Annotated in this window: 13 protein-coding genes; 3 read left to right on the top strand and 10 right to left on the bottom strand. The window is 63.9% G+C overall.

Going from position 1 to position 16915, the window contains the following annotated elements; genetic code table 11:
- Window positions 1–23 precede the first annotated feature (23 nt).
- The 6 genes from FJ988_RS21140 to FJ988_RS21165 form a co-directional block, all read right to left on the bottom strand.
- Window positions 24–1130, bottom strand: a complete 1107-nt coding sequence (locus tag FJ988_RS21140) for an ABC transporter substrate-binding protein (RefSeq protein WP_140820290.1) — start codon at window positions 1128–1130, stop codon at window positions 24–26.
- 246 nt (window positions 1131–1376) lie between these two features.
- A complete protein-coding gene (locus FJ988_RS21145; protein WP_140820291.1) occupies window positions 1377–2549 on the bottom strand; it encodes an iron-containing alcohol dehydrogenase in 1173 nt (390 codons plus the stop codon).
- An 18-nt stretch (window positions 2550–2567) separates the two neighbouring features.
- A complete protein-coding gene (locus FJ988_RS21150; protein ID WP_140820292.1) occupies window positions 2568–3956 on the bottom strand; it encodes an aldehyde dehydrogenase family protein in 1389 nt (462 codons plus the stop codon).
- 138 nt (window positions 3957–4094) lie between these two features.
- On the bottom strand, window positions 4095–5465 hold the full coding sequence (locus FJ988_RS21155) for a glutamine synthetase family protein (protein ID WP_140820293.1): 1371 nt from the start codon (window positions 5463–5465) through the stop codon (window positions 4095–4097).
- An 85-nt stretch (window positions 5466–5550) separates the two neighbouring features.
- Window positions 5551–7107, bottom strand: coding sequence for an amino acid permease (locus FJ988_RS21160; protein ID WP_140820294.1), 1557 nt, complete (start codon window positions 7105–7107; stop codon window positions 5551–5553).
- Between the two features lie 19 nt (window positions 7108–7126).
- Window positions 7127–7945, bottom strand: coding sequence for an N-formylglutamate amidohydrolase (locus tag FJ988_RS21165; RefSeq protein WP_140820295.1), 819 nt, complete (start codon window positions 7943–7945; stop codon window positions 7127–7129).
- A gap of 144 nt (window positions 7946–8089) precedes the next feature.
- Here FJ988_RS21165 and FJ988_RS21170 point away from each other — a divergent pair, with 144 nt between their 5' ends.
- From FJ988_RS21170 to FJ988_RS21180, 3 genes are all read left to right on the top strand, one after another.
- Window positions 8090–8914: a MurR/RpiR family transcriptional regulator gene (locus FJ988_RS21170; protein ID WP_140820296.1), complete on the top strand. Its 825-nt coding sequence runs from the start codon at window positions 8090–8092 to the stop codon at window positions 8912–8914.
- 213 nt (window positions 8915–9127) lie between these two features.
- Complete coding sequence (locus tag FJ988_RS21175; protein WP_140820297.1) at window positions 9128–10285, top strand: efflux RND transporter periplasmic adaptor subunit; 1158 nt, start codon at window positions 9128–9130, stop codon at window positions 10283–10285.
- Window positions 10282–13413, top strand: coding sequence for an efflux RND transporter permease subunit (locus FJ988_RS21180; RefSeq protein WP_140820298.1), 3132 nt, complete (start codon window positions 10282–10284; stop codon window positions 13411–13413). Before FJ988_RS21175 ends, FJ988_RS21180 begins: the two co-directional genes overlap by 4 nt.
- On the opposite strand, the gene FJ988_RS21185 is transcribed toward FJ988_RS21180, so the two are convergent.
- The 4 genes from FJ988_RS21185 to FJ988_RS21200 are packed head-to-tail and all read right to left on the bottom strand — an operon-like array spanning window position 13414 to window position 16763.
- The gene (locus tag FJ988_RS21185) at window positions 13414–13824 is read right to left on the bottom strand and encodes a GtrA family protein (RefSeq protein WP_140820299.1); all 411 of its coding nucleotides are present in this window, start codon (window positions 13822–13824) and stop codon (window positions 13414–13416) included.
- Complete coding sequence (locus FJ988_RS21190) at window positions 13821–14642, bottom strand: ChbG/HpnK family deacetylase (RefSeq protein ID WP_140820300.1); 822 nt, start codon at window positions 14640–14642, stop codon at window positions 13821–13823. The genes FJ988_RS21185 and FJ988_RS21190 overlap by 4 nt, the downstream gene beginning before the upstream one ends.
- Window positions 14639–15601, bottom strand: coding sequence for a glycosyltransferase family 2 protein (locus FJ988_RS21195; RefSeq protein WP_140820301.1), 963 nt, complete (start codon window positions 15599–15601; stop codon window positions 14639–14641). Before FJ988_RS21195 ends, FJ988_RS21190 begins: the two co-directional genes overlap by 4 nt.
- Window positions 15594–16763: a glycosyltransferase 87 family protein gene (locus FJ988_RS21200; protein ID WP_140820302.1), complete on the bottom strand. Its 1170-nt coding sequence runs from the start codon at window positions 16761–16763 to the stop codon at window positions 15594–15596. Before FJ988_RS21200 ends, FJ988_RS21195 begins: the two co-directional genes overlap by 8 nt.
- Window positions 16764–16915 lie beyond the last annotated feature (152 nt).

Raw genomic sequence — 16915 nt, forward strand, 5'->3', positions numbered from 1 at the left:
GCGGCCGCCCGGGGATTGCAGTCTTACTTGACGTTGGCGCCGACGACGGCGTCCCAGTTCTTGGTGATGGCTTCCTTGGCCTTGCCCTGCTCGTCGAGCGACGGGAACACGGCCGAGGCATAGGACTCGGCCGGCGGCAACTTGGCCAGCACGTCTGCCGGGATCTTGCCGTTCTTGGCGAGATCGTTGAAGCGGATCGGGTGGCAATAGCCCTTCAGCCAGCCGATCTGGCCCTCGTCGGAATAGAGGTATTCCATCCACAGCTTGGCGGCGTTCGGATGCGGCGCGTAGGCGCTGATCGCCTGCACATAGACACCGGCGACGACGCCGGTCTTCGGCACGATGACGTCGACGGGCGGGTTGCCCTTCAGCGTGTCGCGGCCGGCAAGCGCGTTGTAGTCCCAGGTGACGAGGATCGGCGTCTGACCCTGGGCGAGCGTCGCCGTCTTGCCGATGACCGGCACGAAATTGCCGGCTGCGTTGAGCTTCTTGAAGTAGTCAAGACCGGCGGTGCCTGCGGCTTCACCTGCGGCGGCGCCACCGGAAAGGCCGGCAGCATAGACCGCCTGGATGGCCTGGTTCGAAGCACGCGGATCACCGGCCAACGCGACCGAGTTGGCGAATTCCGGCTTCAGCAGATCGGCCCAGTCGGTCGGCGATTCCTTAACCAGATCCTTGTTCACCTGGAAGGCGAGCACACCGTAGTAGTCGCCGTACCAGGCGCCATCGGCGTCCTTGGCGCTGTCAGGAATCGAGTCCCAGGTCGACACCTTATAGGGCATCAGCAAACCGTCGGCCTTGGCCGTCGGACCGAAGGACAGACCGACGTCGATCACGTCGGGAGCCTGCGGGCCCTTATTGTCCTTGTTTGCCTTGATCGCCTCGACCTCGTCACCCGAACCGGCGTCGGGATTGAGCTCGTTGATGGTGATTTCCGGATACTTAGCCTTGAAACCGTCGATCACTGCCCCGTAGCCGCACCAGTCATGCGGAAGCGCGATGGTGGTGAGCTGGCCTTCAGCCTTCGCGGCCTTGACGAGATCGTCCATCGAATCCGCGGACGAAATCACCGTCGACGCAAAGAGCGCCGCGGCCGAAAGGGAAAGCACTTTCCCCGTGAACTTGAACATTTGTTCTCTCCGTTGAACTGGCGCGCTTAAGCGCCTGCGATGCGGGTATCGTTTTCGTGTGACAGCCAGATGAAGGCTTTTTGAAACCGGAGCCCCGCGGCACAAAAAGTTAACTCTTTTTAACGGGCTGTAGCAATTAGCCCGCACTTAATTTTCCGGCTAATGGTTATCTCCCTTGATTTTTGCCCCTTCTCCCTTTTCTCGAGTGTTCCCTTATTCAACTTTATAGGCATGGGAAGCCGGCTTTCATACCTCGCCGGCGATCGCATTTTCGAGCAGCGTCAGCGCCGCCTTCTTGGTGAGCTTGACAGGATTGCCGCCCGCCGTCGGGTCGACCACCGCCATGTCGGCGATCAGGCCCTTGCGCTTCTTGTCCATGTCGAGGCCTTTGATCAGGCCGGGCAGCGCATGCGGCACCTTGAGCTCCTTGCGCATCTTGATGATCGCCTTAGCGAAGCCGTCGAAGCCGCCCTTGATGCCGCAATAGGCGGCAAGCCGGGCGATGCGGTCCTCGATCGCCTCGCGATTGAAGGCGAGCACATAGGGCATGAATACCGCATTGGTCATGCCGTGATGGGTGTCGTAAAGCGCGCCGATCGGATGCGACAGCGAGTGGATGGCGCCGAGCCCCTTCTGGAACGCGGTGGCGCCCATGGCGGCGGCACTCATCATATGGGCGCGTGCGACCAGATCCTTGCCGTTGGCGAAGGCCTTGGGCAGGTTCTCGAAAACCAGCCTGATGCCCTCGACAGCAATGCCGTCGGCCATCGGATGATAGCCGGGGGCGCAATAGGCCTCCAGGCAGTGGGCGAGCGCGTCCATGCCGGTGCCGGCGGTGATGAAGCCCGGCATGCCGACCGACAGTTCCGGATCGGCAATCACGATGGCCGGCAACAGCTTGGGATGGAAGATGACCTTCTTGGTGTGGGTCTCCTCATTGGTGATGACGCCGGCGCGGCCGACTTCCGATCCGGTGCCGGCCGTGGTCGGCACCGCGATGATCGGCGCGATGGCGTCGGAATTGGCGCGCGTCCACCAGTCTCCGACATCCTCGAAATCCCACACCGGCCGCGTCTGCCCCGCCTGGAAGGCGATCAACTTGCCGAGGTCGAGCGCCGAGCCGCCGCCGAAGGCGATGACGCCGTCATGCTTGCCCTTCTTGAACACGGCGATGCCGACGGTGAGGTTGGACTCGACCGGGTTCGGCCTCACCTCGGAGAAGACGCCGTAAGGAATCTTGGCGTCGTCGAGTATCTTCAGCGTCGAAGCGACGACCGGCAGCTTGGCCAGGCCGGGATCGGTGACGAACAGCGGCCGCTTGATGCCGGTGGCCGCCAGCACGTCGGGCAGTTCCTTGATGCGGCCGGCGCCGAAGCGGACGGTGGTCGGGTAGTTCCATTTGGAAATCAGCTTGGACATTGTTCGTCTTTCGAAAGGTCAGATTGCTTCGCGCAAGTGGTAGGATTTCGGCCGGGTCAGATTGTCGTAGCCGATGGCCGAGAGTGCGGCGCCCTTGCCGGTGTCCTTGACGCCGGTCCAGACCAGCGCCGGATCGAGATAGTCGCAGCGGTTCATGAACACCGTCCCGGTCTCGACCCGGTCGCCGATAGCCATGGCGCGATCGGTATCGCGGGTCCAGATCGAGGCCGTCAGGCCGTAGGGACTGTCGTTCATCAGTGCTATGGCTTCCTCGTCGTTACGCACCTTCATGATGCCGACGATCGGCCCGAAACTTTCCTCGCGCATGACGCTCATCTGGTGGTCGACCTCGGTCAGCACTTCGGGCGCCAGATAGGGCGAGCCTTCGCGGTCGTTCTCGACCTTCATGTTGATATGCGCCTTGGCACCCTTGCGCAGCGCCTCGGCTTTCTGCTCGCGGATCAGGTCGGCAAAGCGCGCCTGCGCCATCGGCCCCATCGTCGTCGCCTGCTCCAGCGGATTGCCGACGACATAATTTTTGGTCTCGGCGATGAAGCCTTCGACGAATTCGTCATAGACCTTCTCATGCACATAGACGCGCTCGATGCCGCAGCAGCACTGTCCCGAATTGAAGAAGGCGCCGTCGACCAGGTTGGCGACCGCGTGGTCCATCTTGGCGTCGGGCAGCACATAGGCCGGGTCCTTACCGCCAAGCTCGAGCCCGAGGCTCATGAAGGTGCCGGCCGCTGCTTTTTCGATGGCGCGGCCGCCGCCGACCGAACCGGTGAAGTTGACATGGTCGATCTTGCCGGAACCGAGCAGCTTTTCGGTCTGGGCGTGGTTCATGACCAGGTTCTGGAACAGGCCCTTGGGCAGGCCGGCCTTGTCGAAAGCCTGCTGGAAACGCTCGCCGACCAGCAGCGTCTGCGCGGCGTGCTTCAGGATGACGGCGCTGCCCGACATCAGCGCCGGCACGATGGTGTTGACCGCGGTGAGATAGGGATAGTTCCACGGCGCGATGACCATGACGACGCCGAGCGGCACCTTCTTCACGTAGCGGCGGAATCCGTCCTTCGGGTTGGAAGCCAGCACCGGCTTGAGCGCCTGTTCGGCGATCTCCACCATATAGTTGGTGCGTTCCTTGACGCCGCCGAACTCGCCGCCATAGCGCACCGGCCGTCCCATCTGCCAGGCGATTTCCGGCACGATCTCGTCGGTCATCGCGACCAGCGCTTCGAGCATCGCCAGCATGTACTTGCCGCGCTCGACGACAGGCGTCTCAGCCCATTTCTCCTGCGCCGCCCTGGCGCGCTCGACAGCGGCGTTGATCGCCTGGTCGCTCGCAACGGGACGCTCGGCATAGATCGAGCCGTCGATGGGGGATTTCAGTTTGACCGTTTCGGTCATGTCTTCCTCGCAGTTTACAATAAACTTGAATCACGTGGCTGGCGCTGCCTTTCGCACCAGCCGGCACCATCTGCCCGAATGCCAAGGCCCTCTCTTCCGTCAATGCGAAAGCAGGGGCAGTGCCGATCTCAAGGCACTTTAGTACCGTTCGAAGCCTCGATGCAGTTCCCAATCCGTAATGCGGCGGTCGTATTCGAACTGCTCCCAGCGGGCGGTGTGCACATAGTGCTCGATCACCGCCTCGCCGAAGGCCTGTTTCAGCATCTTCGACTTGGCCAGCGTCTCGGTGGCGTCGCGCAGCGTCTTCGGGATCTCCGGCAGCCGCGAAGCCTGGTAGGCATCGCCGACGAAAGGCTTCTGCAACTCCAGCTTCTCGTCGATGCCGGCCAGCCCCGACGCGATCAGCGCCGCGAAGGCGAGGTAGGGGTTGAGGTCGGCGCCGCCGATGCGGCACTCCATGCGGATGCCCTTGGTGCCCTCGCCGCAAAGGCGGAAGCCGGCGGTACGGTTGTCCTCGCTCCACATGATCTTGGTCGGCGCGAAGGTGCCGGCCTGGAAGCGTTTGTAGGAGTTGATGTAGGGCGCCAGGAACCAAGTGAACTCCTTGGCATACTTCAACTGCCCGGCCGCCCATTGCTGGCCGAGGGTGGACAGCGTCCAATCAGCCTTCTTGTCGAAGAACAGCGGCGTCTTGCCGTCGGCGCTCCACAGCGAATTGTGGATGTGGCTGGAATTGCCGGCCAGGCCATAATTGTACTTGGCCATGAACGAGATGGCCTTGCCTTCGGAATCGGCGATCTCCTTGGCGCCGTTCTTCAGGATGACGTGGCGGTCGGCCATGTCGAGCGCTTCGGCATAGCGCACATTGATCTCTTCCTGTCCGGGACCCCACTCGCCCTTCGAGTTCTCGATCGGAATTCCGGCCGCCTCCATCTCGTTGCGCAGCCGGCGCATGACGCCTTCTTCCTTGGAAGTGATGCCGATCTGGTAGTCGCCGATATAGGGCGAGGCCGAGTCCAGCCCCTGCCAGTGTTTCTTGCGGGCCGAATCGTAGGTTTCGCTGAACAGGTAGAATTCGAGCTCGGAAGCGAAATAGCCGATATAGCCGCGTTCCTTCAGCCGATTGACCTGCTTCTTCAAGATGGCGCGCGGCGAGTGGCCAAGATCCTCATGCGTGTGATGGTCGAGCACGTCGCAGATGACCAGCGCCGTCTTTTCCAGCCATGGAATGCGCCGCAGCGTCGACAGATCCGGCTTCATGACGAAGTCGCCATAGCCCTTCGACCAGCTCGCCGCCTTGTAGCCCGGCACCGGCTCCATATCGATATCGCAGGCCAAGAGATAGTTGCAGCCATGCGTCTCGCCATGCGCGGAATCGACGAAATACTGGGCCAGGAAGCGTTTTCCCGAGAGGCGGCCCTGCATGTCGACGATGCAGGCCAGCACCGTGTCGATCTCGCCGTTCGAGACCGCTTTCTTCAATTGATCGAACGAGAAATTCCCGGCCATACCTTTGGCGCTCCAGTGCTTGGTCGTTGAGAGGGAAAACGAGCCATGGCCGGCGGGATGCCGGCCATGGCCATGGTGGTGGGTATCAGTGGCCGGTCTCGCCGACCGCCTGTTCCGCTGCCTTGATCGCCGCCTGACGCGCCGCGATGATGTCGCCGAGCGGCGGACCCTGGAAGCGGTTGCGTTCGAAGGCGAACCAGACGATCGCCGTCAGGATGAAGAAGCCGACGGTGATGTAGAGCGCCCAGTCGTTCGGCGGCTGGATGCCGATGATGAAGATCAGGATCATCGACACGATCGACAGGAAGGCGAACAGCATGAATATGCCGCGGCCCATGTTCCATGGCCCCATCTTGTCCCACTTCGGTGTGCCCCAGGCCAGCATGCCTAGCACGATCGGCACGGTGAAGGAGAGGAACAGGAAGATGACCGTGCAGGACACCACGATGGTGTAGGCCGAGGTGCCGGCGACCGAAACCAGCGTCGAACCCCAGACGAACAGCACCGACAGGATCGACGCCGTCCAGATCGCCGCCACCGGCGTGCGATAGGTCGGGCTGACCTTGGCGAGTGCCGAGGAGCCCGGCAAGCCGCCGTCGCGCGAGAAGGCAAAGATCATGCGCGAAGCCGACGTCACCGTGGCGAGGCCGCACAGCAGCTGCGCGATGAACACCACGAGATAGACGAACTCCTTGATGCCCGAGGGAACGCGCTGGTCGAAGGCCCAGAAGAACACGTTCCAGCCCTGCTTGGCGGCATCGTCCATGTTCGGGATCATCAGGATGAAAGCGGCTAGGAACAAGTAGCCGAAGACAGCCGACCAGATCACGGACATCACCATCGCGCGCGGCACGGAAGAGGCCGCCTTGATGGTTTCTTCCGACGTGTGCGCGGAAGCGTCATAGCCGGTGATCGTATAGATCGGCAGCAGGAGGCCGAGCGCGAACACCCAGGCATTCGACACCTGCGGCCAGACGCCGCCGCCGGCATCGCCCGAGTAGTTATGGAAAGTGAACAGACGGCTGAAATCCCAGGTCTCGGCGCAGAACAGGCAGACCACTGCGATCAGGATCGAGCCGAAGAAGATCAGATAGCCCGAGAAGTCGGTCAATTTCGCCGTCAGCTTGATACCGAGATGGTTGATCAGCGCCTGGGCGCCGGTGATAACGACCAGGAAGATCATCTGGTTGGTCAGCGAACCCTCAATTCCCAGCGCCGGGCCGAAGGCGCCGACAAAGAAGGTCCAGGTGCCGACATTGATGGCGCCGAGCACGGTGATAAGGCCGAGCAGGTTGAGCCAGGCCGTCACCCAGCCGGTGCCGCGATTGCCGAGGATCGAGCCCCAGTGATAAAGGCCGCCGGCCGTCGGATAGGCCGAGCTGATCTGCGACATGGCCACCGCGAAGGTGAGCGACACGAAGCAGCCGACGAGCCAGCCAATGCCGATGCCGATACCGCCGGCACCGGAGGTTGCCTGGGCCAGCGAATTGATGCCGCCCGAAAGGATGCAGATGATGGAGAAGGAAACCGCGAAGTTCGAGAAGCGGCTGAGCCGCCGCTCCAGTTCCTGGGCGTAGCCCATGCTGTGGAGGTGTTTTACGTCCTCCGCCTTATCTGATTCAGTATAACCAGGTGCTGCCATTGAAAGTCCCCTTTAAGTCTTAGCTGGCCGATTGAACTGACTTTCCCACTGCGCTTTGACTGGAGCCCCTGGCCTCCTCGGGCTCCAGATTAGAAAAGATGCCGGTGAGCAGATCCGCCCATTTCCGCTGCCCGGCTTCGCCGGAGATTTCGTCGTTGCGGATTTCGATCATCGCGCAGGGCAGCCCGCGCGAACGCGCATGCCGTTCCAGCGTGAAATAAACGCGGTCGGCCGGCGAATAGGGCTCGTTGACGCCGACGGTGACGCCGGACAACCGCCGCAGCGCGCCGATCAGAGGTGCTGCCAGCCGGCGGTCCTCATCGTGGATGATGCCGATATGCCAGGGCCGGCTCTTGCCTTTGTAGACCGGCGTGAAGGAGTGGACCGAGACCAGCCTGGTCTCCTGGCCGCGCGCCAGACGCTTTTCGATGATGTCGGCGATCGCGCCGTGGAACGGACGCCATGCGAGATCGACGCGGGCGGCGCGCTGCTTGTCCGACAGGCCGGCATTGCCGGGAATGACTGTCGTCTCGCTGACTGGCGGCACGAGATCCGGCGCATCGAGCGGCCGGTTGCAGTCGATGACGAGGCGCGACACACGCGTCTCGATCAGCGTGGCGTCGAGCGCCTCGGACATGCGGCTGGCGACGGGCAGCGCGCCGGGGTCCCAGGCGATGTGGCGGGTAAGATCTTCCGCGGCGAGACCGAGCGTGCCGAATTCAGCGGGCAGGACGTTGGAGGCGTGGTCACAGGTGAAGACAAACGGGCTTGATCCGCCGGGGTTAGTCACCCTTACGGTCTCAGACGGTGCAGGGCTAGCGGGCCGAGCTTTCTCCATTATCGTCCCCTGGGGAACGCTGTACCGTATGTTACGTATTTTGTATCATTGCGTCCCTGTGGATTATTTCATACACATTGTCGGACTTTGTCAAACGCGAATTCGCAAAACAGCGGCGACGGGTCAAACGGGCGGGGGAAAACGATGATTTCCAGCATTGCCGAACTGATCTCGGACCGCATCGGCACGATGCCAGCCGGCGAGCGCCGCGCCGCGCAGACGCTGATCGCCAACTATCCGCTGACCGGGCTGAAGACGGTCGCCGAGTTCTCGAGCGCCGCCGGCGTCTCCTCGCCGACGATCCTGCGCTTCGTCGCCAGGCTTGGCTTCCAGAATTATCCGGAGTTCCAGGCGGCGCTACAGGATGAGCTGGCGGCGCAGCTGCAATCGCCGGCTTCGCGCACGCTCAATCCGTCGTCCGCCGCCGGTGCCGCTTCGCCGATGCTGGAAGCGACGCTCGACAACATGCGCGAAACCTTCCGGCATCTGTCAGAAAAGCAGATCGACGACATCGCCGCCACGCTTGCGGGACGGCGCGGCAAGACCTTCCTGATCGGTGGCCGCTTCACCGACCCGCTGGCACGCTACATGGCGGCGCACCTCGCGATCATCCAGCCGGACGTCCACCACCTCGCCGGCCAGGAAAGCATCTGGCGCGACCGGCTGATCGACATGGGCAAGCGCGACGTCCTCGTGACCTTCGACATCAGGCGCTACCAGGAAAGCCTGATCCGCTTCGCCGAAAAGGCGCATGAGCGCGGCGTGCAGATCGTGCTCTTCACCGACCAGTGGCTGTCGCCGATCGCCCGTTTCGCCCGCCACGTCATCGCCGGGCGCACCGCGGTTCCCTCGGCCTGGGATTCGTCGGCCGCGCTTTTCGTCGTCGCCGAAACGCTGATCGGCGCCGTCACCAGGCGGCTCGAGGCGGAAGGCGCCAGGCGCATCCGCGATTTGGAGAGTTTGCGCTAGCCTAGCAACGCGCCTCAGACCGAAAAACTGGCGAAATGCAAGGCTCGGACGGCGCGCAACGCTTCACGTTACCGAGATTTAATGTGCACGATTGCGTGATAATTGCCATAAACCGGTGATATCGCGATGTCGCGCGGCCGGTCTTTGCCCCGCCGCGCCGTCGCTTGAGCCTGCTTCCATCGGAGCGGCGGACGCGTTGCCACCGGAGTTTCGATGCGGACCTGGAAACAGATTGTCGTAGCGCTCGTGATCGTTGTAGCGGCGGTCGCCGCGTGGGCGCGGTTCTATCCCGGCGCCCCCGATATCCTGGCGCGCTGGGGCATGGACTGGGCGAGCGCCGCGACCCCGCCCGAGCCGAAAAACACCGCCGCCGGCTCCATGCAGGGCGGGCGCAGCCGCGCCGGCCAGATCGTGACCATCGTCGCCACGCCGGCCGGCACCGCCACCATCAACGACCGGCTGCAGGCGATCGGCACCGGTCGCGCCAGTGCCACCGTCACCGTCAATCCCTACTCTTCCGGCCGCCTCACCGAATTGCTTGTGAAGTCCGGCACGCATGTCGAGAAGGGCGACGTCATCGCAAAACTCGATTCCGAGACCGAGGTGATCGCGCGCGACCGCGCCCAGGTGGCGATCGGGGATGCGCAGTCCAAGCTCGACCGGGTGAAGTCGCTGCGCGCCTCGAATGCCGCGACGCCGGTGGCGGTCGCCGATGCCGAGGTGACGCTGGCCAACGCCAGGCTTGCGCTGCGCGATGCCGAGCTTGCGCTCGAGCGCCGCTCGATCGTGGCGCCGATCGAAGGCACGGTCGGCATCCTGCCGATCGCCGCCGGCAACTACGTGACCAGCCAGTCGGCCATCGCCACGCTTGACGACCGCTCCGACATCCTGGTCGATTTCTGGGTGCCGGAGCGCTTCGCCGCCGCCGTCAAGGTCGGCCAGCAATTGTCGGCCACGCCGCTCGCCAACCCCAACCAGGTCTATACCGGCACGGTTTCGGCCATCGACAACCACATCGACGAGAACAGCCGCACGCTGCTCGTCAAGGCGACCATCGCCAACCCGGCGGATTCGCTGCGCGCCGGCATGTCCTTCCAGATCGGCATGCGCTTCCCCGGCGACACCTATCCGGCCGTCAGCCCACTGGCGATCCAGTGGGGCAGCGACGGCGCCTATGTCTGGGCGGTCGACAACGGCAAGGCCAAGCGCGTGCCGGTGCGCATCATCCAGCGCAACACCGAGACCGTCTTGATCGACGCCGACATCGAAAGCGGCGACATGGTGGTCACCGAAGGCACGCAGAGCGTCAGCGAAGGCGGCGACGTCCGCATTGCCGGCCAGGACCGCGCCACCGAGGCCGAAGGCTCATGAGTGCCGCCGGCGATCCGGCCGCGGGCTCGGGCTTCACCGCGCTGTTCATCCGCAGGCCGGTGATGGCCTTCGTGCTCAACACGCTGATCGCGGTCGCCGGCCTTGCCGCCTTCTGGGGCGTCGAGATCCGCGAGTTGCCGGATGTCGACCGCCCCGTCATCACCGTCAACACCACCTTCGAAGGCGCCGCCGCCGAGACCGTCGACCGCGAGCTCACCGATGCCATCGAAGGCGCGGTGGCGCGCGTCTCGGGCGTCAAATCGATCTCGTCCACCTCCTCCTTCGGCCAGAGCCGCGTCACCATCGAGTTCAACGACGGCGTCGACCTCAACGTCGCCGCCTCGGACGTGCGCGATACCGTCAGCCGCATCGCCAACCAGTTGCCCGAGACCGCCGACGCGCCGCGCATCGTCAAGGCCGACGCCAATTCCGATCCGGTGATGCGGCTGGCGGTCACCTCCGACACCATGTCGGTGCAGGACATGACGGTGCTCGTCCAGGACCGCATAGAGGATGAGCTTGCCGCCGTTCCAGGCGTCGCCGACGTCCAGGTCTCCGGCGATCGCGACAAGATCTTCCGCATCGATGTCGACCAGAACAAGCTGGCGAGCCACGGCTTCACCGTGGCGGATGTCAGGACCGCGCTCGCCTCGGTCGCCTTCGATTCGCCGGCAGGCTCGATCACCACGACCAACCAGGACCTGATCGTGCGCACAACGGCCGACGTCACCACGCCGGAGGAGTTCGAGGCGATCGTGATCGGCGGCGCGACGCGCATCCGCGACGTCGCCACCGTGACGCTCGGTCCCGATATCGGCCAGACCTCGCTGCGCTCCGACGGCAAGACCGGCATCGGGCTGGGCATCATCCGCCAGGCGGAATCGAACACGCTCGACATCTCGACCGGCGTCAGGGCCGCCGTCCAAAAGCTGCAGGCGAACCTGCCGCAAGGCATGTCGATCAAAGTCACCAGCGACGACGCCGCCTTCGTCAACGGCGCCGTGCACGAGGTCGAGATCGCGCTGGCGCTCTCGGTCTCGATCGTGCTGATCGTTATCTACGCCTTCCTGCTCGACTGGCGCGCGACGCTGATCCCCGGCCTGTCTATGCCCGTCGCCATGATCGGCACCATCGCCGCGATCTATCTCGCCGGCTTTTCCGTCAACATCCTGACCCTTCTGGCACTGGTGCTGGCGACCGGCCTCGTCGTCGACGACGCCATCGTCGTGCTGGAAAACATCGTGCGCCGCCGCAACGAAGGCATGGGGCCCCGCGCCGCCGCCGTGCTCGGCGCGCAGGAAGTGTTCTTCGCCGTCATCGCCACCACGCTGACGCTGGTCGCCGTCTTCGTGCCGATCTCCTTCCTGCCGGGGCAGACCGGCGGCCTGTTCCGCGAGTTCGGCTTCGTGCTGGCGATATCGGTGCTGCTCTCTTGCGTCGTGGCGCTGACGCTTTGCCCGATGCTTGCCTCGCGCATGCTGACCAGCGCCTCGCTTCACCAAGGGGGTGGCACAGGCATCGGCGCCCGCATCGGCGGCACACTCAATGCGCTCTACAAGCGCTGCCTGCGCATTTGCCTGGACGCGCCCTGGATCGTTGTTCTGGTCGCCCTCCTCTTCGCCGGCACCGCATTCGCGCTGTTCGGCACCATCCGCCAAGAGCTGACGCCGACCGAGGACCGCGCCGTCGTGCTGTTGCGCATCAGCGCGCCGCAAGGCGTCAGCCTCGACTACACGAGCGAGCAGATGCGCAAGATCGAGAAGCTGATCCAGCCGCTGCGCGATTCCGGCGAAATCCGCTCGACCTTCGAGAATGCCGGCAACAACGGCTCCTACAATTCTGGCTTCATGGTGATGACGCTGGCGCCGTGGGCCGAGCGCTCGCGCAGCCAGCAGGACATCATGGCCGAGATCAGCCGTCTGACCAGGCAGGTGCCGAGCGTCCGCGTCTTCCCTGTGCAGCCCAACAGCCTCGGCATACGCGGCGCCGGCAACGGCCTGCAATTCGCGCTGGTCGGCAACGACCGCAAGGCGCTCAGCGAAGCAGCGGTGAAAATCGTCGATGAGATGCGCAAGGATCAGCGCTTCCAGACGCCGCGCCTTTCCGTCGACCAGACGCAGCCGCAGCTGGCGGTGGCCATCGACCGCGAGCGCGCCTCCGATCTCGGCATCGACATCACCGGGCTCGCCAACACGCTGCAGGCCATGCTCGACGGCAACGACGTCGTCGACGTCTACATCGCCGACCGCAGCTACGGCGTGAAGCTGGTCTCGACCACCAACCCGATCAACGATCCGACCGACCTCGAAAACATCTTCCTGAAGACCGGCGACGGCCGCTTCGTGCCGATGTCGACCATTGCCACGCTGACCGAACGCGCCGTGCCGCCGTCGCTCACGCGCGAGCAACAGCAGCCCTCGGTGGCGATCACCGCCAATCTCGGCGGCGGCTTGGCGCTCGGCGATGCACTGACCCGGGCGGAGGAAATCGCGACGCCGCTTCTGCCGCCGGGCGCGCGCATCCTGCCCCTTGCCGAGGCGGCGACGCTCGGCGAGAGTAACAACGCCATGGCGACCATCTTCGGCTTCGCGCTGGTCATCATCCTTCTGGTGCTGGCGGCGCAATTCGAAAGCTTTGTCAGCGCCGTCATCATCATGGCAACGGTGCCGCTGGGGCTGGCCTGCGCCATCTTCGCGCTGCTGCTCTCGGGCACCAGCCTCAACGCCTACAGCCAGATCGGCCTGGTGCTGCTGGTCGGCGTCATGGCCAAGAACGGCATCCTGATCGTCGAATTCGCCAACCAGCTCCGCGACCGCGGGCTCGGCGTACGCGAAGCGATCGAGGAGGCCTCGACCATCCGGCTGCGTCCGGTGATGATGACCATGATCTGCACCGTGCTCGGCGGCGTGCCGCTGGTGCTGGCCGCCGGCGCCGGCGCCGAAGCCCGGATCGCGCTGGGCTGGGTGATCGTCGGCGGTCTCGGGCTCGCCACTGTCTCGACGCTGTTCCTCACCCCGGTCGCCTATCTCTTGCTCGGCCGCTTCGTCACGCCCAAGGCACATGAGGAAGCCCGCTTGAAGCGCGAGCTCGAGGAAGCGGCTTATGTGGACGCGGAGCCGGCTGAGTAGCTACTTCACCAGCCGGCCCTCGATCGACCAGCGCGCCGCCAAAAAATTCAGCATCGCCGCCACGACGACGCCGATGATCTTGGCTGGCCATACGCCAATGGTTCCTGCCAGCGCAGCGATCGATAGGCTGGAAACGCCGAGCGAAATCAGTGCGCCCAGCGAGACGAAGCGAAGGAAAGAGTGGTGCAGCCGTATCTCCGGATCCCGCTCGAACGACCAGAAGCGGTTCGCCACGAACGAAAACAGCACGGCGACGAACCAGGCCGCGACATTGGCGGCCAGGGGCCAAATGCCAAGCTTGAGCAACAGGAAGAACACGGCAAGGTCGATACAGGTGTTGACCAGCCCCACCAAGGCGAAACGGACGATCTTGTTGCCGGTCGAGCGCTGGGACTGGCCTGCACCGTTCATGCGCTGCCATCCATGACGCGGGCTCCGGCCTTGTCGAGGCGAGCACCAAACTCCTCCGAGCGGAGGAAAGCAAACTCGACCTCGCGCGCGCCTTGCATGACGTCACGCGCGCGCAGCGTGTCGTCGACACGGCCCGGATGGCACATGAACACGCCCTGTTCCGGCAAGCTGTCGATCGCGGCCTGCAGCGTCGGCGCGAATTTTTCCGGCCGCCGCCAGTCATAGATGCCGGAAAGCGGCGTCATGACGGTGAAGCCGGCGCGACGCATCGCCTTGTTGAAGCCCGCTGCCAAAGCCGCGACCGCAGCGATCTTGGTGGTCGCGGAGTCAAGGCCGCCAAACGCCGGCGCCCCCCTGAGCGCAGGCTTGTTCGCGCCTGCCGAAAAGCGCGTAAGCAGCCACTTCCGTACTACCGGCAGGAAATGCACATGCTGGTGCCCATCGATGAAAGCCGGAGGGCCGCCGAGTGCTGCGACGAAACGATCACACTGCGCGTCGAGCTCGGCATGGATGTCAGCTGCATTGATGCGGCCGCGCTTGATGGGCAGCGCCAGCGATGCAAGCGGCGGCAACCTGCCCTCCGGCGCCAGGCTCGACGGTCCGGTGACGGCAATCTGGTCGGTGAGCGTCAGATGCAGGCCGACGGTAGTCCTCGTGCGGAACGGTCTTATCCGCCCGGCCTCTTGCTCCCAATCGGGAAAACCGGTCATGCAGCCGGTGCCGGTCAGGCGGCCACGGTCGATCAGGTCGAGAATTGCGCCCGATATGCCGGGCGCCAGGCCGTAATCGTCGGCGATCAAGCGGATCGATCTGGTCATTTTCCGGTTGAGGCCTGCTCGGCGCCGCTAAGGACATCGCGCACTATATAGACCGGCCGATCCTTGCTTTCGCTCAGCGTCACCCAGACATATTCGCCGATCAGCCCGAGCAGGGTCAGGTTGAGGCCGCCCAGCAAAACGACGGCGACCATTAGGCTGGGATAGCCGGGCACGCGGATGCCGTAGAACAGCACCTCGAACAGCACCTTCACGCCGTAGGCCACACCGGTAAATGCCGCCAGCAAGCCGATGAGGCTGATGATGCGCAGCGGGATCACCGAAAAGGACGTGAACCCCTCCAGCGAAAACGCGATCAGGTTGAATCGGCTCCATTTCGACGTGCCGTTGGCGCGATGCTCCGGCGAATAAAGCACGGCTTTTTGACGAAAGCCGGTCCAGGCGAACAGGCCTTTGTTGAAGCGCCGCTTGTCGCGCACACTGGTGAGAGCCTGCACCACGGCGGCGCGCATGACGCGGAAATCGCCGGCATTCTCCGGAATGTCGAAACGCTGGCTGCTGTTGATCGCCTTGTAGAAAATCCGCGCCAGCTGGCTGCGCCGCCAACTCGCCTCGCGCCGGTCGTTCTGCGCGTAGACAACATCGATCTCCGGATCCGCGATCAGCTCGCCGATCATCTTCAGGCTGATCTCCATCGAATGCTGGAGGTCGGAATCCATGATCAGCACCAGATCGCCGCGCGAATGGTCGAGGCCGGCGAGCACCGCTGCCTCCTTGCCGAAATTGCGACTGAGCCGCACGATCTGCCAGGAACCGGACAAAGCCGCGGCGAATTTTCCGGCGCTGCCGTCGCGGCTCCCGTCGTCGACGAGTATCTTGCGCACGGCCAGTCCGAAGCGCGCGCCGACCGCTGCCTCGAGCTTGTCGAGCAATCCGGCGAAGGCGGTCGCGGATTCAGCTTCGTTGAGGAACGGCGCGATAATGTCGAGCGTCTCAGCCATGCGCGACCGACCCGGCGTCGGCCGCCGCCTTTTCGCGACCCCGTGCCCAGAACCAGCCGATGAGCAGGCTGGCGACGATGCTGATGCTGACCGGCCTGAACCAGGGATAGAAGAAATTGTGCATCTGGCGGTCGAGGCTGGTCAGGCCGGTTACGAAAAGCAGGGCGGCCAGAAACCAGCGTATTGCGGCGGCTTTTTCATCCCGCCACAACAGAGCGATCGCGATCCCGGAAGGAACCGCCACCATAGCATAGGTGTTCTGCTCGACACGCGGGTTGAAGACGCACATGTAGAACGTCGCCACCAGGAAAATCGCGAGCCCGCGCGTGGTGTCGTCCAGCCTGCGGTCGAACTGAAGCACCACCCAAAGGGTCAGCAATGCCGCGACGACGCGCACGACCGTCGCGTCGAATTCGGGCAATGGCAGTCGAAGGCTGGCGAAAGGCGCCGTGAAATCGGTTGGGACGAATGAGCCGGTCGGGTCGACCGCCATCGAAGTCAGCATGCGGAAGAAATCATGGTACTGGGCGGTGACGTAGTCCGCAGACGCAAAACCATAGGGGATAGCGAGAACGGCCAGCACCGATAGCACCAGCACCGGTATAAGCCTGGGACGCAGCGCTCCGGCCAGAAGCAGCATGATGATCGCGGTTGGCTTGGCGACGATCGCAAGCGTGGCCCACAAGAAGCTTTCAGCCCGGCGCCCCTCGAGCGCCGAGAGCGTGAGAAACCAGCATGCCCCGGTGAGCAGGATCGTCGCCTGACCGTTGCGAAGCGCCGCCAGCGCCACCGGCAAGGCAAGGAAGAGGCCGAAGGACAGCAGCCATGTTTGTTCCTGGCCACCAAGCTTGCGCACCTGGCGCATCGCGGCAAGGGTCAGCAACCCGAAGCCCAGCATGTACCACAAAATATTGCCCAGATACGGCCCGAGCTTCAGCAGGGGAATATAGAGGACCGCGAAGGCGGGAGCGTATAGATACCCCATGGCGACTACGACGTGATACAGCGGTTCTCCGGCGAGAAAAGCTTCGCTGCCATGTCTGTAGATATGGACCACCGAACGCGTACCGGGCGACCATAGCGTCAGGCCGAGCACAATCAGGAACGACCCGACCCATAGCCAAAACCCCAAACGGTCGAAAACCGGCTTGGTTACCGTCATAGCGCACCCCGCGTTCCGACCAGGATGGCTTTCCCATCGCCACCCGGCCTCCAGCGCCGGCGAGATATCACATCAAAATGAAATAAAACATACGAGCGTGACTGTTACCGGCGCAGGGCAAGGAACGGCGCAACAGCGGCATTTTTCCGCCT

The sequence above is a fragment of the Mesorhizobium sp. CU3 genome (genome assembly GCF_006442965.1).
In the GTDB taxonomy this organism is placed as follows: domain Bacteria; phylum Pseudomonadota; class Alphaproteobacteria; order Rhizobiales; family Rhizobiaceae; genus Mesorhizobium.